12 protein-coding genes are annotated in these 16973 nt (G+C 71.1%); 5 read left to right on the top strand and 7 right to left on the bottom strand.

Annotated features, from left to right (window positions below; all coding sequences use genetic code 11):
- On the top strand, positions 1–939 hold the full coding sequence (locus AB0B96_RS04635) for an NAD(P)-dependent oxidoreductase (protein ID WP_350942950.1): 939 nt from the start codon (positions 1–3) through the stop codon (positions 937–939).
- A gap of 252 nt (positions 940–1191) precedes the next feature.
- On the opposite strand, the gene AB0B96_RS04630 is transcribed toward AB0B96_RS04635, so the two are convergent.
- The 3 genes from AB0B96_RS04630 to AB0B96_RS04620 form a co-directional block, all read right to left on the bottom strand.
- Positions 1192–3150 carry an AMP-binding protein gene (locus AB0B96_RS04630; protein ID WP_362896514.1) on the bottom strand — a complete coding sequence of 653 codons (1959 nt, stop codon included), beginning with the start codon at positions 3148–3150 and terminating at the stop codon, positions 1192–1194.
- The gene (locus tag AB0B96_RS04625) at positions 3147–4124 is read right to left on the bottom strand and encodes a cyclase family protein (protein ID WP_362896512.1); all 978 of its coding nucleotides are present in this window, start codon (positions 4122–4124) and stop codon (positions 3147–3149) included. The genes AB0B96_RS04630 and AB0B96_RS04625 overlap by 4 nt, the downstream gene beginning before the upstream one ends.
- A 65-nt stretch (positions 4125–4189) precedes the next feature.
- Positions 4190–5323 (bottom strand): alpha/beta fold hydrolase, encoded by a 1134-nt coding sequence (locus tag AB0B96_RS04620; RefSeq protein WP_362896510.1) that lies wholly within the window; start codon positions 5321–5323, stop codon positions 4190–4192.
- A gap of 369 nt (positions 5324–5692) precedes the next feature.
- Between AB0B96_RS04620 and AB0B96_RS04615 the strand changes: the two genes are divergently transcribed.
- Positions 5693–8689 carry a BTAD domain-containing putative transcriptional regulator gene (locus AB0B96_RS04615; RefSeq protein WP_362896508.1) on the top strand — a complete coding sequence of 999 codons (2997 nt, stop codon included), beginning with the start codon at positions 5693–5695 and terminating at the stop codon, positions 8687–8689.
- Between the two features lie 285 nt (positions 8690–8974).
- Here AB0B96_RS04615 and AB0B96_RS04610 read toward each other — a convergent pair whose 3' ends face one another.
- The 4 genes from AB0B96_RS04610 to AB0B96_RS04595 all read right to left on the bottom strand — a co-directional run bounded on the left by AB0B96_RS04610 (position 8975) and on the right by AB0B96_RS04595 (position 13105).
- Entirely contained in the window at positions 8975–10123 is a 1149-nt protein-coding gene (locus AB0B96_RS04610; RefSeq protein ID WP_362896506.1) for an amidohydrolase family protein, read from the bottom strand.
- Positions 10124–10260: 137 nt separating this feature from the next.
- A complete protein-coding gene (locus tag AB0B96_RS04605; protein ID WP_362896504.1) occupies positions 10261–11442 on the bottom strand; it encodes an alpha/beta hydrolase in 1182 nt (393 codons plus the stop codon).
- A 35-nt stretch (positions 11443–11477) separates the two neighbouring features.
- On the bottom strand, positions 11478–11957 hold the full coding sequence (locus AB0B96_RS04600) for a flavin reductase family protein (protein WP_362896502.1): 480 nt from the start codon (positions 11955–11957) through the stop codon (positions 11478–11480).
- Positions 11954–13105 carry an acyl-CoA dehydrogenase family protein gene (locus AB0B96_RS04595; protein WP_362896500.1) on the bottom strand — a complete coding sequence of 384 codons (1152 nt, stop codon included), beginning with the start codon at positions 13103–13105 and terminating at the stop codon, positions 11954–11956. Before AB0B96_RS04595 ends, AB0B96_RS04600 begins: the two co-directional genes overlap by 4 nt.
- A 141-nt stretch (positions 13106–13246) precedes the next feature.
- On the opposite strand from AB0B96_RS04595, the gene AB0B96_RS04590 reads away from it, so the two are divergent.
- From AB0B96_RS04590 to AB0B96_RS04580, 3 genes are read left to right on the top strand one after another with little or no spacing between them, the layout of a single operon-like run.
- On the top strand, positions 13247–14140 hold the full coding sequence (locus tag AB0B96_RS04590; protein ID WP_362896498.1) for an SDR family NAD(P)-dependent oxidoreductase: 894 nt from the start codon (positions 13247–13249) through the stop codon (positions 14138–14140).
- Position 14141: 1 nt separating this feature from the next.
- A complete protein-coding gene (locus AB0B96_RS04585; protein WP_362896496.1) occupies positions 14142–15731 on the top strand; it encodes an AMP-binding protein in 1590 nt (529 codons plus the stop codon).
- Positions 15728–16960: an acyl-CoA dehydrogenase family protein gene (locus tag AB0B96_RS04580; RefSeq protein ID WP_362896494.1), complete on the top strand. Its 1233-nt coding sequence runs from the start codon at positions 15728–15730 to the stop codon at positions 16958–16960. Before AB0B96_RS04585 ends, AB0B96_RS04580 begins: the two co-directional genes overlap by 4 nt.
- Positions 16961–16973: the final 13 nt, after the last annotated feature.

Below are 16973 nucleotides of genomic sequence, written 5' to 3'. Positions count from 1 at the left end.
ATGACCTATCTGGTCACCGGCGCGACCGGGTTCATCGGCTCGTACGTCGTCGACCGGCTGCTGCGCGACGGCCACCGGGTCGTCGCGCTCGACCGGCGGCCCGAGTGGGCGGCCGAGCCGTCCGGCGCCCCGGACGCGCTCACCTTCGTCGAGGGGGACGTCACCGACTTCGCGCTCGTCGCCGACCTGGTCAGCACGCACCGGGCGGACCGGATCATCCACCTCGCCGCCGAGTTGCACGACCGGTCGGCGGCGCAGCGCGGGCAGTGCATCCAGTCGAACATCGTCGGCACCTACAACGTGCTGGAGGCGGCCAGGCTGCTCGGCGTGGAGCGCACGGTGCTGGCGAGCAGCGCCGCCCTGTTCGACCCGGCCGAGTACGGCGCGGGGGAGCCGATCACCGAGGACGCCAGGATCCACGCCGGCGACGTGTACGAGGGCAGCAAGGTCTTCGGCGAGACGATGGGCGAGTACTACCGGAGCTCGCTGGGCGTGATGAACACCTCGATCAGGATCGGCCTGGCCTACGGCGCCGCCTGCCTGATCGGCACCGCCCGCCGACTGATCGACGAGCTGGTCACCAAGCCGCTGGCCGGTGAGACGGGCCGGCCCGCGTTCCACTCCGGGTCGATGATGAACATGGTGTACATCCACGACACGGCCGACGCGTTCGTCCGGGCGAGCCAGGGGCCCGAGCCTCTGCACAACGCCTACCACGTGCGCGGCGACTACCGCAGCGTCGGGGAGATGGCGGAGATCGCGCGCGGGTTGATCCCCGGCGCCAGGATCGAGCCCGCCGACGCCGACCACCGCTGGCCGATGAACTTCGACGACACGTACTTCCGGCGGGACTACGGCTACGAGACGCGCTGGCCGCTGGAGGAGGCCCTCGCCGAGATCGTGGCGGAGAAGCGCGCCCTCCTCGCCCCGGCCGGCTGACCGGCCGTGACCATGGCGCCCCGGCTGACCGGCCGGGGCGCCTTCCGGCATGACGGGCGACCGCGGGTCGCGAACGGTGCACCCGTGACCGGTCGGGGCGTTTCCGCACGCGCGACGTCGACGGCAGCGTCGTCGACGGAGTACTCGTGATCGGCCGGGCGCCTTGGCGCGATGAGCCGGATGAGCCGGATGGATCACCGCAACGCCGACGGCGCCCCCGCGAGTCGCGGGGGCGCCGTCGGCGTGCGTGGGTCAGGTGGTGCTCGCCTGCCGTGGCAGTGAGGCGAGCGGCTCCGGGCTCTCCAGCGCGGTCACGTCGCCCGGGTCGGCCCCGATGTAGACCGCCCGCGCCACCCGCCGCATCACCTTCCCGTTGCGCGTCTTCGGCAGCGCGGGCACCGCGTGCACCGCCTTGGGCCGGGTCGCCTTGCCCTCCCTCGCCACCACCGACGCCTCCAGCCTGGGCAGCACCAGGGCCGGGTCGGCGCCTTCTGCGAGCACGACGAAGCAGACCAGCGCCTCGCCCTTCAGCTCGTCGGGGACGCCGACCGCCGCCGCCTCGACCACCTCGGGGTCGTCGACGAGCAGCGACTCGATCTCGGCGGGGCCGACCCGCTTGCCTGCCAGCATGATGGTGTCGTCGGAGCGGCCCAGCAGGAACCAGTGCCCGTCGGCGTCGACGTAGGCGAAGTCGCCCTGCTGCCAGGTGCCCGGGTAGCGGCTCCAGTACGTCCGCAGATACCGCTCGGGGCCGTCCCACAAGCCCTTGGTGATGCCCGGCCACGGGCCACGCACGACCAGTTCGCCCACCTCGCCCCGGACCGAGCGCCCGTCGGGGTCGAACACGTCGGCCGCCATGCCCAGGGTGGGGCCGGAGAACCCGGCGGGTTTGATCGGCCGGTGCACCGAGCCGCTCACGATGGACGCGCCGCACTCGGTGCCGCCGCTCATGTTGACGATCGGCGTCCGCCCCTTGCCCACGTGGCGGAAGCACCACCACCACGGCTCCAGGTTCCACGGCTCGCCGGTGCTGCAGATCGCCCGCAGGTCGGGCAGGTCGTGCGCGTCCGGCCACCGGTCGCCCAGGCCGGCCAGGATCCTGACCAGGGTGGGGGAGACGCCCAGCACCGTCACCCGGTGCCGCTCGACCAGCGACCAGAGCCGGTCGGGCGTGGGGTGGTCGGCGGTGCCCTCGTACAGCACGGCGGTGGCGCCGTTGGTGAGGGCGGCGGTGATCGTGTAGACGCCCATCACCCAGCCCATGTCGGTGAGCCACAGCAGCCGGTCGCCCCTGTCCATGCCGTACCCGTGTCTCGCCTCCTGCGCGAACTTGAACGGCAGGCCGGAGTGGGTGTGCAGGCAGCCCTTGGGCCGGCCGGTGCTGCCCGAGGAGTACAGCAGGATGCAGGGGGTCTCGGCGTCCAGGACCGGGGTCTCCGCGACGGGCTCGGCCGCGGCGAGCGCCTCGTCCCACCATTCGTCGCGGCCCGCGGTCATCGGGGCGTCCCGGCCCAGCCGGCGCACCACCAGCACGGTACGCAGCTCCGACAGGCCCTCGGCGGCCTCGTCGAAGGTCTCCTTCATCGGGACGAGCCTGCCCCGGCGCTCGAAGCCGTCCGCGGTGACCATCAGCTTCGCGCCGGAGTCCAGCAGCCGTTCGCGCACCGGGGTGGGGCCGAAGCCGCTGAAGAACGGTGCCACGACGGCGCCGATCTTGGCGGCGGCGAGCACGACCACCACGGCCTCGGGCACCATCGGCAGGTACAGCGCGACCACGTCGCCCACGCCGACGCCGCGCGCGGTGAACGCGCCCGCGGCCCGGTCGATGCGCTCCTTCAGTTCGCGGTAGGTGACGGTGCGGACCGAGCCGTCGTCACCCTCCCAGACGATCGCCTCGTCGTCGCCGCGGTTCTCCTCGACCCACCGGTCCACCGCGTAGTCGGCCCAGTTGAGCCCGCCGCCCTTGAAGAAGTGCGGGAACTGCGGGCCGTCCGACAGGTCGAGCACCGTGTCGTACGGTCGCCGCCAGCGCAGCACGTCGTCGGCGGCGGCGCCCCAGAACCACTCGGGGTCGGCGGCGGCGCGGGCCGCCACCTCCTCGAAGGTGGCGATTCCGTGCCTGGCCGCCATCCGTCCCAGCGGGGTGGCGGGGAAGTCGGCGGGGTCGGGCTCCCAGGCGACCGGGAGCCGGTCGAGTTCGTCGATGTTCATTTGATCGCCATCGGGTTGAGCGGCGAGCCGACCGCCTTGGTGAACGGGAGCGGCCCCGCGGCGAACATGAACTCGTACACGCCGTCGCCCGCGCAGTCCTCGGCGAGCTTCTCCAGGTCGAAGATCTCGCCGATCAGCAGTCCCGCGTTGACCAGCAGCACGATGTGCACCGGCTGGAAGATCTCCTCCAGTTCGTTCGGCCGCACCTCCATGCCCCAGGTGTCGGTCGCGACCCCGGCGATCTCGTTCCCGCAGATCCAGTGCGCCGAGTCCAGGGTGAGGCCGGGGGCGTCGCCCGCGGCGTATCCGCCCCAGGCGCCCTGTTCCCGGCACATCGCCATGTGACCGGTCCTGACCAGCACGAAGTCACCGCGACCGACGGCGACCCCCTGGGACTCGGCGCACGAGGCCAGTTCGGCGCTGTCGATCCCCTGCCCCGGCTCCAGCCAGGGCACGCCGCGGTGGCGGGGGATGTCCAGCAGCACGCCGCGCCCGACGACCTTCTCGGTCATCAGGTGGATCGCGTTCTTCTCCGCCCCGGTGCTGGAGACGTGCTCCTGCCCGTAGCCGTTGTACATCTTGCCGTCGTAGAACACGTGCGACAGCGCGTCCCACTGGGTGCCCGACTGCAGGGGCATGTAGATCGCGTCGTCGGCGTACCTCAGCCGGGCCATGTGGTCCTGTGCGCCGATGGCCGCGTCGCCGCCGTCCTGCAGCATGAAGTGCAGCGGGTTGACCCGTCCGCCCCAGCCGTTCTGGGGGCCGTTGCCGTCGTAGGGCAGCGCACAGGAGATGATCTTGCCTTGCCGGACCAGTCCCGCCGCGGCGACGACCATCTCCGGCTCGATGTGGTTGAGTGTGCCGAGCTGGTCGTCCGGGCCCCACCTGCCCCAGTTCCGGTACCGGTCGCACAGCGCGTGCACGTCGTCGAGCGTCACCTTGCGTGCGGACCCGCCGCCGGTGTCAGTGCTCATCCCGATGTCTCCTCATTCTCACGAAACCCTCACGAAACCCTCGTGAACCCGTGGACGGCGGCGGGTCAGTCCTGCGCGGGCAGGGTGCCGAAGCGCTGTCCGAACCAGTCGGCGATCAGCTGGCGGGCCGGGTCGGGCTCGTCGGTCTGGCAGTGCTCGGCGCCGCCCTCGGCGACCGTGAAGATCCGCAGCGTCTTGTCCGTGGAACCGGCCGCCGCGTAGGCCTTGTGCGCGTCCTCGACCGCGACCTGGCGGTCGTTCTCGCCGTGCACGATGAGCAGCGGTTGGGTGATCTTGGGGAGTACGTCCACCAGCGTCCACTGCCTGACGCGTTCCAGGCCGGCCTCCATGGTGTCGGTACCCATCACCCAGGGCAGCTGGAACCACGGCACGGACACGGTCTTGGACCGGGTCGCCCAGCGCTTCTCCCAGGTGGCGCCCCAGTCCCAGATGCCGCCCCAGGCGGCGCACGCCTTGATCCTGGGTTCGAACGCGGTCGACCGCGGCGCGTAGTAGCCGCCGAGGCTGATCCCCATCACGCCGATCCGGCTCGCGTCCACGTCGGAGCGGGTCTCCAGGTAGTCGATCACGGCAGCGGTCGGCACCTCGTAGTCGGGGCGCGAGGGTACGTCGCGCAGCCGCAGCGGCTCGCCCACGCCGGGGCTGTCCATCACCAGGCAGCTGATGCCCCGGGGGACGAACTCCTCCTCGATAAAGCCGTAGAGGAACTCCTTGGTGACGTCGAAGCCGCCGTAGAAGATCACGACCGGGGCGGGTTCGGCGGTCCTGGCCGGGATGAGGTAGCCGGGCAGTACGCCGTCGGGCGAGTCCACCTCGATCCGCTCCACGTTCAGCGGCACCAGCTCGATCGCCTTCTCGAAGGCGTCCAGCGATGCCTGGTAGCTCGCGCTCTTCTCGGGGCCCGGGGGGATCTGCCGCTCGCCGCTGGCGTGGTAGACCGAGGCGCGCAGGTAGCGGAGGCCGGCGCTGCGGCGCAGCCCGGCGGAGAGGTCCTCCGCGGCCTGCGTCTCCTGCTGCTCGGCCATCCCCGCCCACGCCTTGCCCCAGGCCTCGTTGTCGGGCTCGCCCTCGCGCAGCGGCGACAGCCACCGGTTCATCTCGCCGAGTGAGCCGCCCGCCATCAGGGCGAGGTTGAAGGCCGAGGACCACATGTAGTTGTCCGGGAAGTAGTAGAACACCGAAGGGCTCCGTTCGCGTACGGGAAGGGTGGCGCTACGGTCACCTCACCCCACCCGGCGTTACCACCGCCGTTATGGGCCCGGGGCCGGATCGGGGGTCGTCACGGGGGTGGCCCGGGTGATGGCCGAGGTGACGCCCGGCGGCGCAGCATCGACAGGCGGGGACCGCTGGAAGCCGGCGGCGATCCTCACTATCCGTTACTTAGATCGCAGTGATCAATAAAGCCCATAATGTGTCGAAAAGGGTATTAAAAACGGCAACACTCTTGACATAAGTATTGCCATAGCACTTGATTGAAGTGCGGCTTCACTCGACGGGGGTTTCGGTGAAGTTGCCGCGAAGCTACGTTCTGGTGAACTGAGGCTGGCATGATCTTGAGTCACAAGGTCCAACCCCCTGGACTGCCGCGTGGGACGATCACCAGGGACCGGCTGGACGAACAGTTCGCCGCCTTCCTGGTGTCTCACGAGACAATTGTGATCTTCGCTGCGGCCGGCTCGGGCAAGACCGTGCAGACCCGGATGTTCGCCACGCGACTCGGCTGGCCGCTGGCCTGGCTCACCCTCGACGCCGGCGACCGCAGCCCGTCCCGGCTGATGGTCTACCTGGCCGAGGCGCTGTCCGGCCTGAATCCCGAGGCGCCCAGGACGGTGGAGTCCGCCCTGGCGGAGGGCTTCCCGACGACCGAGGTGGCCGCGATGCTCGCCGAGAGCGTCGCCGACACCTCCCTGCTGCTCGTCCTGGACGACTGCGAGTGGCTGGTGGACGCGGACGAGGCGCTCGCCGTGCTCGGTATCTTCCTCGACTACCTGCCGCCGGGTGTCCGTACGGTCATCCTGAGCCGCGAGGACCTGAGCGGCCCGATCGGCCGGATGATGATGCAGGGCAGGATCGCCAGGATGAGCGGCGAGGACCTCGCCCTCGACATGGACGAGGCCCGCACGCTGCTCGCCGCGCACGGTCAGGACGGGCGGGACCCGGCGCCGCTGATGGAGGCCACCAAGGGCTGGATCGCCGCCGTCGCCTTCGACATCGTCCCCGGCCTCAAGTCCGAGAACGGGCCGGACGCGCTGGCCGGCTTCGTCTCCAGGGAGATCCTGGCCCGCCTCCCGCAGGAGGAGCAGGACTTCCTGCTCCGCACCTCGATCCCGGCCATCGTCACCGCGCGGGCCGCGGTCGCCCTCTGCGGCGAGGACGGCTACCGGCTGTGGCAGTCACTCGGCTCGCGGCACCTGCCGGCGACCAAGGCCGACCGCGCGCTCGTCTACCACCCCCGGTTCCGCCAGTACCTGCGCGAGCAGCTGCAGGCGCGGCTGCCCGGCGAGCTGCCCGGCCTGCAGAGCCGCTACGCCCGGCTCCTGGAGGAGACCGGGATGCACGAGGACGCGGTCGAGACCTACCTGGAGGCCGGGGAGGTGGAGAAGGCCGCGGACGTGGCCGAGAGCGCCGTCGCCGCGCTGTCCGCCCGCGCCGACTGGCGGGTCCTGCTGCGCTGGCTGGAGACGTTCGGCATCCAGGTGGTCGAGTCCCGGCCGGTCCTGCTCGGCGCCCTGCTGCGCGCGCTGTACGGGGTGCGGCGCATCCCCGAGGCGCAGGCGCTGATCGGCAGGCTGCACCAGGAGGGCATGCTCGGCGACGTGGCCAAGTCCGACCCCGGCGCGGTCGCGTTCGTCGGATACGCCATGCAGTGGCGCCCGGCCCAGGCGCTTGAGCTGATCCGCAACTACGAGGGCGACTTCAGGGCCGAGGCGGTCCGTTACGAACTGGAGGCGGTGGCGGGCCGCGAGCCGGTCGCCTCCCCGCCCGGCAGGGACTGGGTGGACAGCGAGCGCGTGTACTCCTGGGGGCTGCTGGTGCAGGGGAGGCTGGACCAGCTGCTGCGGATGCTGCCCGAGGAGGGCGACTGGCCGCCGCGCTCGTTCTTCCGCACCCCGCACCCGCTGCTCGCCCTGGTCTGGCGCGGCGAGCTGGCGCTCGCCCGCGAGCTGCTGGACGAGGTTCCCGAGACGATCAAGTTCGGCGCGCACACCGACCTGTGGTTCTTCCACGAGGCGTGGCTGCTGTGGGCCGAGGGGCAGACGGAGAAGGCGCTGTGGGCCGCCGAGTCGGCGGTCGAGCACAGCCGCAGGACCCGGTTCGGCTGGGAGCCCTGCTTCGAGGTCGTGGTCGGCGTCCTGCAGCTCACCCTGGGCAGGGTGGACGACGCCCGGATGACCCTGGCCGACGCGATCAGCCGCTCGGCCGCGAGCGGCAACCGCTGCTACGCCGAGTGGGGCCAGACCTTCCAGGGCCTGGCCTACCTGCGGATCGACCGGCCGGAGGACGCCGCGCGGGTGCTGCGCAGCGCCACCGAGGCGATGCGGGCGGCGGGCCGCACCCTGATGCTGCCCTTCGCCGCCACCTACCTGGCCGAGGCCGAGGCCCGGCTGGGCAACGCCGAGGCGGCGTCGGCCTCGGTCGAGCTCGCCTACGAGACCGCGAACGCGATCGGCTGCCTGTTCGTCCTGAAGAACGCGCTGAACGATGTGCCGGGGGTGCTGCGCCGCCAGATCGAGAACGACGCCGGCGGCACCCGCTGGCGTCAGCTGGTCGGCCACCAGCCGCCGGAGGCGCGCAAGCGCCAGCCGGTCGCGGCCTCCGAGCGGGTGATCGTGGTCGACGTGCACACGCACGGCCCGGTGCTCGACCTGATCGTGGATGGCGTGCCGCGCTGCTCGCGCCGGACCAAGGTGCTGGAGCTGGCCGCCTACCTCACGCTGCATCCCGAGGGCGTGGAGCGGCACCGGTTGCAGGAACGGCTCTTCCCCGACGCCGACCCGCGCCGAGGCGGCAACTACTTCCGCCAGGTGGTGCACAAGCTGCGCCAGGCGACCGGGGTGAACCTCGCCAGGACCTCGCAGAGCCATGTCCGCTGGGCCGACGGCCTGTACGTGGACAGCACCGACCTGCGCTTCGAACGGATGATCAAGGACGCGTACGGGCTGCGCGGCGCGGAGCGGCTGGAGCGGATCGAGTCGACGCTGGAACTGGTCGAGGGGCCCTACCTGCCGGAGAGCGAGCTGGAGTGGGCCGAGGAACGCCGGCACGAGCTGGAGGTGATGATCGTCAACGCGGCGGTCGACGCCGCCGAGGTGGCGCTGTCGCTCGGCTACCTGGAGCGTGCCAGGCGGGCGGCCTCGTTCGCGATCAACCGGGATCCGTTCTGCGAGTCCGCCTACTGCGTACGGATGCAGGTGGAGGGGGCGCTGGGCGCGCCGCACGCGGTGCTGGCCGAGTTCCAGCGGCTCACCAAGGCCCTGGCCGAGCTCGGAGTGGGACCGACACCGACGACCCGGCAGCTCGTCAGCGAGCTGCGCGGGAGCTGACCCCGCGGCCTTCCGAGCCCGTCGCCCGGGCCGTGGACGCGGGCCGGGGAAGCGGTCCGGCGGCGGTCGTCACGACCGCCGCCGGATCCGGACGCGCCCGTCGGACCTCGACGGGCCGGGAGCCCGTCGGACATCGAGAGCCGTCGAGGGCCGGAGACCGTCAGGCATTGACGGAGCGAGGAGCGTCGTCAGGGCCTGACGAGCAGGGCATTGACGGGCGAGGAGCGTCGTCAGGGCCTGACGAACAGGGGCACCGCCAGGCCCTGACGGCCCGGGGCACCACCGTCAGGCCTTGACGAGCCTCGGCAGCGAGAGGCCGAACAGGTCGATCGCGTTGTCGTGGGTGATCGCGGAGACCACCGACTCGTCGATGCCCTGGAAGTCGTGCGCGACCTGCTCCTGCGAGTAGGGGAAGTTGCCCTCGGTGTGCGGATAGTCCCCGGCCCACATCAGCCGCTTCTCGTCCAGCATGGGCAGGGTGAGGATGCCCGGCCGGTCGTCCTCGAAGGTGGCCCAGAAGTTGCGGTTGAAGTAGTCGCTGGGCTTCATCGCCAGCTCGGGGATCGTCCAGCGGTGGTGGTCGTTGAACAGGTGGTCCATGGTGTTGAGCTGGAAGGCGATCCAGCCGATGCCGCCCTCGACCAGGATGAACCGCAGGTTCGGGTGGCGCTCGGGGACCGCGCCGTAGACCAGCTGCATGAACACCCAGCCCAGGCTGATCTTGTTGCCGACGGCGGTGGTCCAGAACACGCCGGGGGTGGTCTTGTCGTTGAACATGGCCACCTGACCGGCGGCCTGGTGGAACCCGACGGGCAGCCCGATCTCCTCCAGGACCGACCACAGCGGCTCCCAGTGGTCGTCGCCCCAGGCCATGCCGGGGACCGCCTGCGGGAGCAGGAAGGTCTTGGCGCCGCGCTCGGCCCAGCGCCTGGCCTCCTCGATCGCGGGCTCGACGGAGCCGGGGCCGACCGGGAGCGCGACCGCGCCGATCAGCCGGTCGGGGTTGTGCGAGCAGAACTCCTCGAACAGCCAGTCGTTGTACGCGCGCACGCAGGCGACCTTGAGCTCGAAGTCGGGGATGCTGTGCACGATCAGCCAGCCCGGGTAGACGATCTCGGCGAGGATGCCCTGGCTGTCCTGGTCCTCCAGCCGGGCGACCGGGTCGTACGCGCCGGGCCGCTGGTCCTCGAAGCGGTAACCGGTGGGCTTGGTGATCACACTGTTGATCTTTGTGTTGATCATTGCGCCCTCGGTGCCGACCGGCTTGGGCGACATCCCGGTGTTGGGCACGATGAAGAAGTCGCCCTTGTCGGTGGACTGGACCTGGGGTGCCTGGTGCTGGAAGCGCTGCGGCAGCCGCTTGAGCCAGAGGTCCTTCGGCTCCACGACGTGGGAGTCGACCGAGATGAGCGGGCGGGGCTTACCAGTGGTCATCGAAATCTCCAGATGGGTCGTGCCGGGCACGGCGGTCGTGGTGAATCGTGGGTGGAGCGACCGCTCTCCGACAGGAGCACGCTAGGCAGCCCGCCGTTAAGCCGGTCGTTATCCGAACCTGCGCCTTCGCAGGGCCGTTATCCGGCGGAGGCGCCGAGCCGGTCGGCGAGCCAGCCGTTGATCTCGGGCACCGCGATCGACAGGTTGTCCATGTGGCAGTGCTGCGCGGCCCCCTCCTCGTTGGTGAAGATCCGCAATGTCTTGTCCGCGGAGCCGCAGGCGTCGTACAGCAGGTGGGCGTCCGACACCGGCACCTGCTGGTCGTCCTCGCCGTGCGCGAGCAGGAACGGGCACGTCATCCGGGGCACCACGTCGGCCAGCCGGAAGTCCTCCAGCAGCCGCAGCGCCTCGGTGTTGGAGGAGGTCCCGGTGGACCAGACCAGGTGTTCGCCGGGGACCGGCAGCTGCTTGGCGTACGCCGCCTCGATCCGCTCGCGCCAGATCCGGTGGTAGTCCCAGATCGCGCCCCAGGCGACGCAGGCCTTGAACCGGGGCTCCATGCTGGCGCAACGCGAGGCGTAGTAGCCGCCCAGGCTGAGCGCCATCACGCCGATCCGGTCGGCGTCCACGTCCGAGCGGCCCTCCAGCCAGTCGATCGCCGCGCCGCCGGCCACCTCGTAGTCGTGCCGCAGCGGAATGCCGCGGAAGCGGACGGCCTCGCCGACGCCGGGACTGTCCAGCGACAGTACCGAGACGCCACGGGCGATCAGGTCCTCGGCGCCGAGGAACCAGTTGTGCTCCTTGTTGCCGTCGAACCCGCTCATGAACAGCACCGCGGGCCGCCGGTCGCCGGGCGAGGAGGCCGCGGAGATGAAGATCGCGGGCAGCGCGGTGTCCTCGTACGGGATCTCCACGTGCTCGATCGTGTACCGGTCGTCCAGCTCGGCGGCGCGCCGGAAGCAGTCCGTCATCGCCCGGTAGGAGGTCAGTGCCTCCTCGTCCTTGGGGAAACGGAACCGTTCCGCGGCGAAGTAGTAGCTGGTGGCCCGGCGGTAGTGCGCGACGGCCGCACGGCGGTCGCCCCGCGCCTCGGCCTTCTCCGCGAGGCCCCGGACGTGGTCGCCCATCGCGCCCCACTCGCGGAACCAGCGCTCGTCGTCGCCCACGTGACCGGCGAGCCGCCGGCAGACCCGGTCGATCTCACCGACCTCGGCACCGCCGGTCGGCACCACGGCGAACACCAGCATCACGTTGTACGACCACCGGTAGTCCTCGGGGAACCAGGCGCACCACTCGGCATTGCGGATCGCGGCAACCACTTGTCACTCCTTCGTCGAGTCCATCGGGATCGTGGTCAGAACAGCCGGTAGGCGCTGCGGTAGAAGAGCAGCGGCGCGGCCTCGTCGTCGGCGGCGAGCTCCAGCACCCGGCCGAGCACCAGGGTGTGGTCGCCGGCCTCGTAGGTTTCGACGATCGTGCACTCCACGTGCGCGTGCACGTCCCTCAGCACGGGGGCGCCGGTCCTGCCCGGGCTGTGCGGCACGCCCGCGAACCGGTCGCCGCGGCGGGCGAACTGCCTGGCCAGCCCTTCCTGGTCGGCCGTGAGCACGTTGGCGCAGAAGTGCCCGGCGGCCTGGATCGCCGGCCAGGTGGTCGAGGTGCGCGCCGCGCAGAACAACACCAGCGGCGGGTCCAGCGACACCGAGACGAACGAGTTCACCGCCATCCCCACCGGGCCGTCCGTCCCCGAGGCGGTCACCACGACCACCCCGGTGGCGAAGCAGGCCATCACGCTGCGCAGGTCGTCGCCCGCGATGACCGGCTGCGCGCTCACAGTCCCACCCCGTCGGCGTACCTGGCCCGGTGATGGTCGGGGTCGCCGAAGAGCAGCGCCGAGGACGCCGCCCGCTTGAAGTACAGGTGTGCCGGGTGCTCCCAGGTGAACCCGATGCCCCCGTGCACGTGGATGTTCTCGCCCGCCACCATGGTGTAGGCCTCCGAGCAGTAGGACTTGGCCAGGGCGGCGACCACCGGGAGCTCCGGCAGGTCCTCCCCGGCCGCGTACATCGCGTAGTGCGCCGCCGACCGGGCCGACTCGACCGCCGTCAGCATGTCCGCGCACCGGTGCTTGATCGCCTGGAAGGAGCCGATCAGCCGGCCGAACTGGGTGCGCACCTTGGCGTACTCGACCGACATCTCCAGGCACCGCTGGGCGCCGCCGACCTGCTCGGCGGCGAGGCCGACCGCGGCCAGGTCCAGCAGGCGCTCCAGCACGGGACCCGCGCCGCCCTCCTCGCCGATCAGCCGGGCCGGGGTCCGGTCGAACTCCAGCACCGCCTGCCGGCGCGTCCTGTCCATCGTCGGCAGCTGCGTCCTGGTCAGCCGGGACGCCTCCCCGAAGACGGCGAACAGCGAGAGCCCGGCGTCGCTTCTGGCGAAGACCAGCAGCAGATCGGCCGTGTGCCCGTCCAGTACGAACGACTTGGTTCCCGACAGCCGCCAGACGTCGTCCTCGTGCGACGCCCGCAGCGCGATGTCGCCGGGCGACCAGGACCCGGACGACTCGGTGATCGCCACCGAGGCGATCGTGTCACCGGCGGCGATCCCCGGCAGGAAGTCCTGCTGCGCCCGCTCGTCGCCGGACAGGAGCAGGGCGTTGGCGGCGAGCACCACGGTGGCGAAGAACGGCCCGCCCAGCAGGGCACGGCCCGTCTCCTCGAGCACCACGCCCAGTTCGAGGAAGGAGGCCCCCGAGCCGCCGAAGCGCTCGGGGATCGCGATTCCCTGCAGGCCGAGCTGCTCGGCCATCTGCCGCCACACCCGCGGGTCGTAACCCGGCTCGGTGTCCATCAGGCGGCGTACCTGTGATTCCGGGGAGACCTGCTCCACGAACGACCGCACGCTGTCCCGGAACTCCTCGTGCTCCTCGGCGAGGCCGGTGAACGCCGCGGTCGCGTCGGCCAGTTGTTGAAGTCCGCTCATGGCCAGGACGTTAGGAGGGGGATGTGCACTCGGCATGAGCGGCGAGAGCCGTAACGCCCACAGTAACTCCCCATGGGCGATCGTTCCTACCGATGCCGAGCCGACACCGGTATGGGGCCACAGCCAGAGGAGGAAGTCACCGTGGATCTTAGCTTCGACGGCCGGGTCGCCGTGGTCACGGGAGCGGGCGGAGGGCTCGGCCGGGCCCACGCTCTCGAACTGGGGCGCCGCGGCGCGAGGGTCGTCGTCAACGACATGGGCACGTCCCTGTCGGGAGACGGCGTCGAGAGCGGCCGGGCGGCGATCGTGGTGAAGGAGATCGAGGCGCTCGGCGGCACCGCGGTGGCCGACGTCAACTCCGTCGCCACCACCGAGGGCGGCGAGGCCCTGATCCAGACCGCGCTCTCCGCGTTCGGGCAGGTGGACGTCGTGGTGAACAACGCCGGCATCCTGCGCGACAAGACATTCCACAACACCGGCCCCGACGACGTGGACCCGGTGCTGGACGTGCACCTGAAGGGCGCCTTCAACGTCACCCGCCCGGCCTGGCGGGTCTTCCGCGAGCAGGGCTTCGGACGCGTCGTGGTGACCTCGTCCTCGGCCGGCTTCTACGGCAATTTCGGCCAGGCGTCGTACGCCTCGGCCAAGATGGGCCTGATCGGGCTGATCAAGGTCCTCGCGATCGAGGGCCGCAAGTACGACATCAAGGCGAACGCGATCGGCCCGGTGGCGCTCACCCGGATGACCGAGGGCTTCGAGAACCCGATCGCCGACAAGATGGACCCCGCACTGGTCTCGTCCGTGGTCGCCTACCTGTGCCACGACTCGTGCGAGCTGTCCGGCGAGGTGCTCAGCGCGGGCGCCGGACGGGTGGCCAGGGTGTTCGTCGGCATGACCCGCGGCTATGTCAACGACTCCCTCAGCGCCGAGGACGTCCGCGACCACCTGACCGAGATCTTCGACGACACCGGCTACCAGGTGCCGGGCAACAGCATGGCCGAGATGGAGCTCCTCGCCGAGATGCTGGGGAAGTGAGATGGCCGAGCAGCGCACCCGCCCGGTCCCGCTGACCGGGCAGCGCCTGTCGGGGATCCGGATCGGGGAGTGGATCGACATGGCCGCGCGGCGCTCCCCGAACCGGGAGTGCTTCGTCACCGCGGAAGGCTCACGCACCTTCGCCGAGGTCCGCGACCGGGTGCACCGGCTCGCCCGCGGCATGCAGGAGACGGGCCTGCGGCAGGGTGAGCGGGTCGCGATCCTGGACACCGACTCGCCGGAGTACGTGGAGATCCTCCTCGCCCTGTTCAAGCTCGGCGCGGTGGCGGTGCCGCTGAACTACCGGCTGTCGCCCGCCGAGATCACCACCCTGCTGCGCACCGCCGAGGCGTCCTGGATCTTCGTCGGCGAACGGTACGCGCCCGACGTGCTGCGGTCCCGGCCGGAGCTGCCGCAGCTGGCGCACGTGATCGGCCGCGGCACGGCGATCGAGGGGACCGTCCCGCTGGAGGAGATCCTGGAGCTCGGCGCGGCCGGAGACCCGACACCGGCCGTGGTCGAGGACGAGGACGTGGTCGCGCTCGCCTTCACCAGCGGCACGACCGGCCTGCCCAAGGGCGTGATGCAGTCGCACCGCATGTGGAAGACGATGGTCTCCAACGCGGTCCTGGAGTACCGCTTCCTGCGGGACGAGTTCCGCTACTCGGCCTCCCCGCTGTACCACGTCGCCGGGCTCGGCCTGGTGCTCAACGCGATCCAGCGAAGCTCGACGTCACTGATCGTTCCGCAGTGGGACCCTGCGGAGCTGCTGAGATGGTGCCGCAAGGGCCTCACCGACGTGTTCCTGGTACCGACCATGATCAGCGCGCTGCTGCGGGAGCCGGACGTCGCCCCGGCCGACTTCGCCGCGCTGCGGTCGGTTTTCTACGGTGCCGCGCCGATGTCGCCCGACCTGCTGGTGCGGGCGATGGCGGTGATGGACTGCGACTTCTACAACGGCTTCGGCGCCGGCACCGAGGCGGGCATGCAGAGCGTGCTCACCCCCGAGGACCACCTGCGCGCGCTGAACGGGCACCCGCACCTGCTGAATTCGGTGGGGCGCCCCGGCTACAACATCGACCTGCGGATCTGGGACGCCGAGGACCGGGAGGTGCCGACCGGCGAGGTCGGCCAGATCGTCACCCGCAGCGACATGGTGATGAGCGGCTACCACGGCCGCCCGGAGAAGACCGCCCAGGTGGTGGTGAACGGCTGGTTCAAGGGCGGCGACCTCGGCTACCTCGACGAGGAGGGCTACCTGTACCTGGCGGGCCGCAAGGACGACATGATCATCCGTGGTGGTGAGAACGTCTACCCGATCGAGATCGAGACGGTCCTGTCCGCCTACCCCGGCGTGGTCGAGTGCGCCGTCGTCGGCGTGCCCGACCCGCACTGGGGCCAGACCGTGCGAGCCCACGTCGTCCTCACCGAGACGGCCGCGGCCGAGGCCACCCCCGAGGGCATCCAGGGCTTCTGCAGGGACCGCCTCGCGAAGTACAAGGTGCCCGACGAGATCCGAATCCACACCGGCACCCTGCCCAAGAACGCGAGCGGCAAGGTGCTCCACCGTCTGCTGCGGGAGCAAGCGTGAGCGACCAGACAGAAAACCCACCCACCGGCGAGGCCGCGTTCCAGGACGCCGTCCGGGCGTTCCTCGACGCGCACGCCAAGCCGCTCCCCGAGGCGCAGGAGGGCTGGGGCGTCGGCTCCGACGAGCTGAGCTCCGGCGCAGAACCGACCCGCGAGGAGGAACTGCGGATGGTGGAGGCCGCCACGGCCTTCCGCCGCGAGCTCTTCGACGCCGGTTTCGGCTGGCTCACCGGCCCTGCCGAGTACGGCGGCGGCGGCCGGGAGGCGCGCTTCCAGGAGCTGTTCGACGAGGTGGCCGCCGACTACGAGCTGCCCTCCGAGGCCTGCTTCGTCGTCGGCCACCACATCGTCGCGCCGACCCTGCTCGCCTGGGGCACCCCGGAGGTGAAGGAGCGATACCTCCGCGCGCTGTACCGGGCCGACCTGCTCGCCTGCCAGCTCTTCTCCGAGCCCGAGGCCGGCTCCGACCTGGCCGGGGTCCGCAGCCGAGGGGTCCGCGACGGCGACGGCTGGCGGGTGAGCGGGCAGAAGGTGTGGACCTCCGGCGCCCACTACAGCGACATCGGCGAGATGCTGGTCCGCACCGACCCCGAGGCTTCCAAGCACGGCGGCCTCACCATGCTGATGATCGACATGCACGACCCCGGCGTGGAGGTCCGCCCGCTGCGCCAGATGACCGGCGGCGAGGCGTTCAACGAGGTGTTCGTGGACGACGTGTTCGTCCCCGACAGCCACGTGCTCGGCAAGCCCGGCGACGGCTGGAAGGTGGCGATGACCACGCTCGGCAACGAGCGGGCGTCCATGGGCTACCGGACCTCCCCGCCCGCCTCCGACCCGGTCGAGCGGCTGCTCGGCCTGATCCGGCACTTCGGCCTCGAAGGCGACACCGGCATCCGGTCGGAGTTCGCGCGGATCGCGATCCGGCGCGACATCATCCGGTGGACCGCCGCGCGCGCCGCCGCCCGCGCCGCGGGGGGCGAACCCGGCGCCGAGGCCTCGATCATCAAGCTGATGGACTCGGAGAACGTACGCGCCATCGGCGCGCTCGCCGGCCGCGTCCTCGGAGCCCGCATGACCGCCGACACCGGCGAGTGGGGCACCTACGTCTGGGCCGAGCTCATGCTGAGCGCGCCGTCCCTGCGCCTCGCCGGAGGCACCGACGAGATCATGCGCAACATCATGGCCGAGCGCATCCTCGGCCTCCCGCGCGAGCCGGCTCCCAACCGCTGACCACCCTCACGAG

Origin of the sequence: Streptosporangium sp. NPDC049046 (assembly GCF_040649155.1) — a bacterium.
In the GTDB taxonomy this organism is placed as follows: domain Bacteria; phylum Actinomycetota; class Actinomycetes; order Streptosporangiales; family Streptosporangiaceae; genus Streptosporangium.
Note: the sequence above shows the minus strand (reverse complement) of the source record. Positions and strands in the feature narration are given on the sequence as shown.

Excerpts from the sequence above, each read along its gene's own strand:
- AB0B96_RS04585 (WP_362896496.1), top strand. The coding sequence starts at position 14,142 with ATGGCCGAGCAGCGCACCCGCCCGGTCCCGCTGACCGGGCAGCGCCTG.
- AB0B96_RS04630 (WP_362896514.1), bottom strand. The coding sequence starts at position 3,150 with ATGAACATCGACGAACTCGACCGGCTCCCGGTCGCCTGGGAGCCCGAC.
- AB0B96_RS04595 (WP_362896500.1), bottom strand. The coding sequence starts at position 13,105 with ATGAGCGGACTTCAACAACTGGCCGACGCGACCGCGGCGTTCACCGGC.
- AB0B96_RS04625 (WP_362896512.1), bottom strand. The coding sequence starts at position 4,124 with ATGAGCACTGACACCGGCGGCGGGTCCGCACGCAAGGTGACGCTCGAC.
- AB0B96_RS04635 (WP_350942950.1), top strand. The coding sequence starts at position 1 with ATGACCTATCTGGTCACCGGCGCGACCGGGTTCATCGGCTCGTACGTC.
- AB0B96_RS04610 (WP_362896506.1), bottom strand. The coding sequence starts at position 10,123 with ATGACCACTGGTAAGCCCCGCCCGCTCATCTCGGTCGACTCCCACGTC.
- AB0B96_RS04615 (WP_362896508.1), top strand. The coding sequence starts at position 5,693 with ATGATCTTGAGTCACAAGGTCCAACCCCCTGGACTGCCGCGTGGGACG.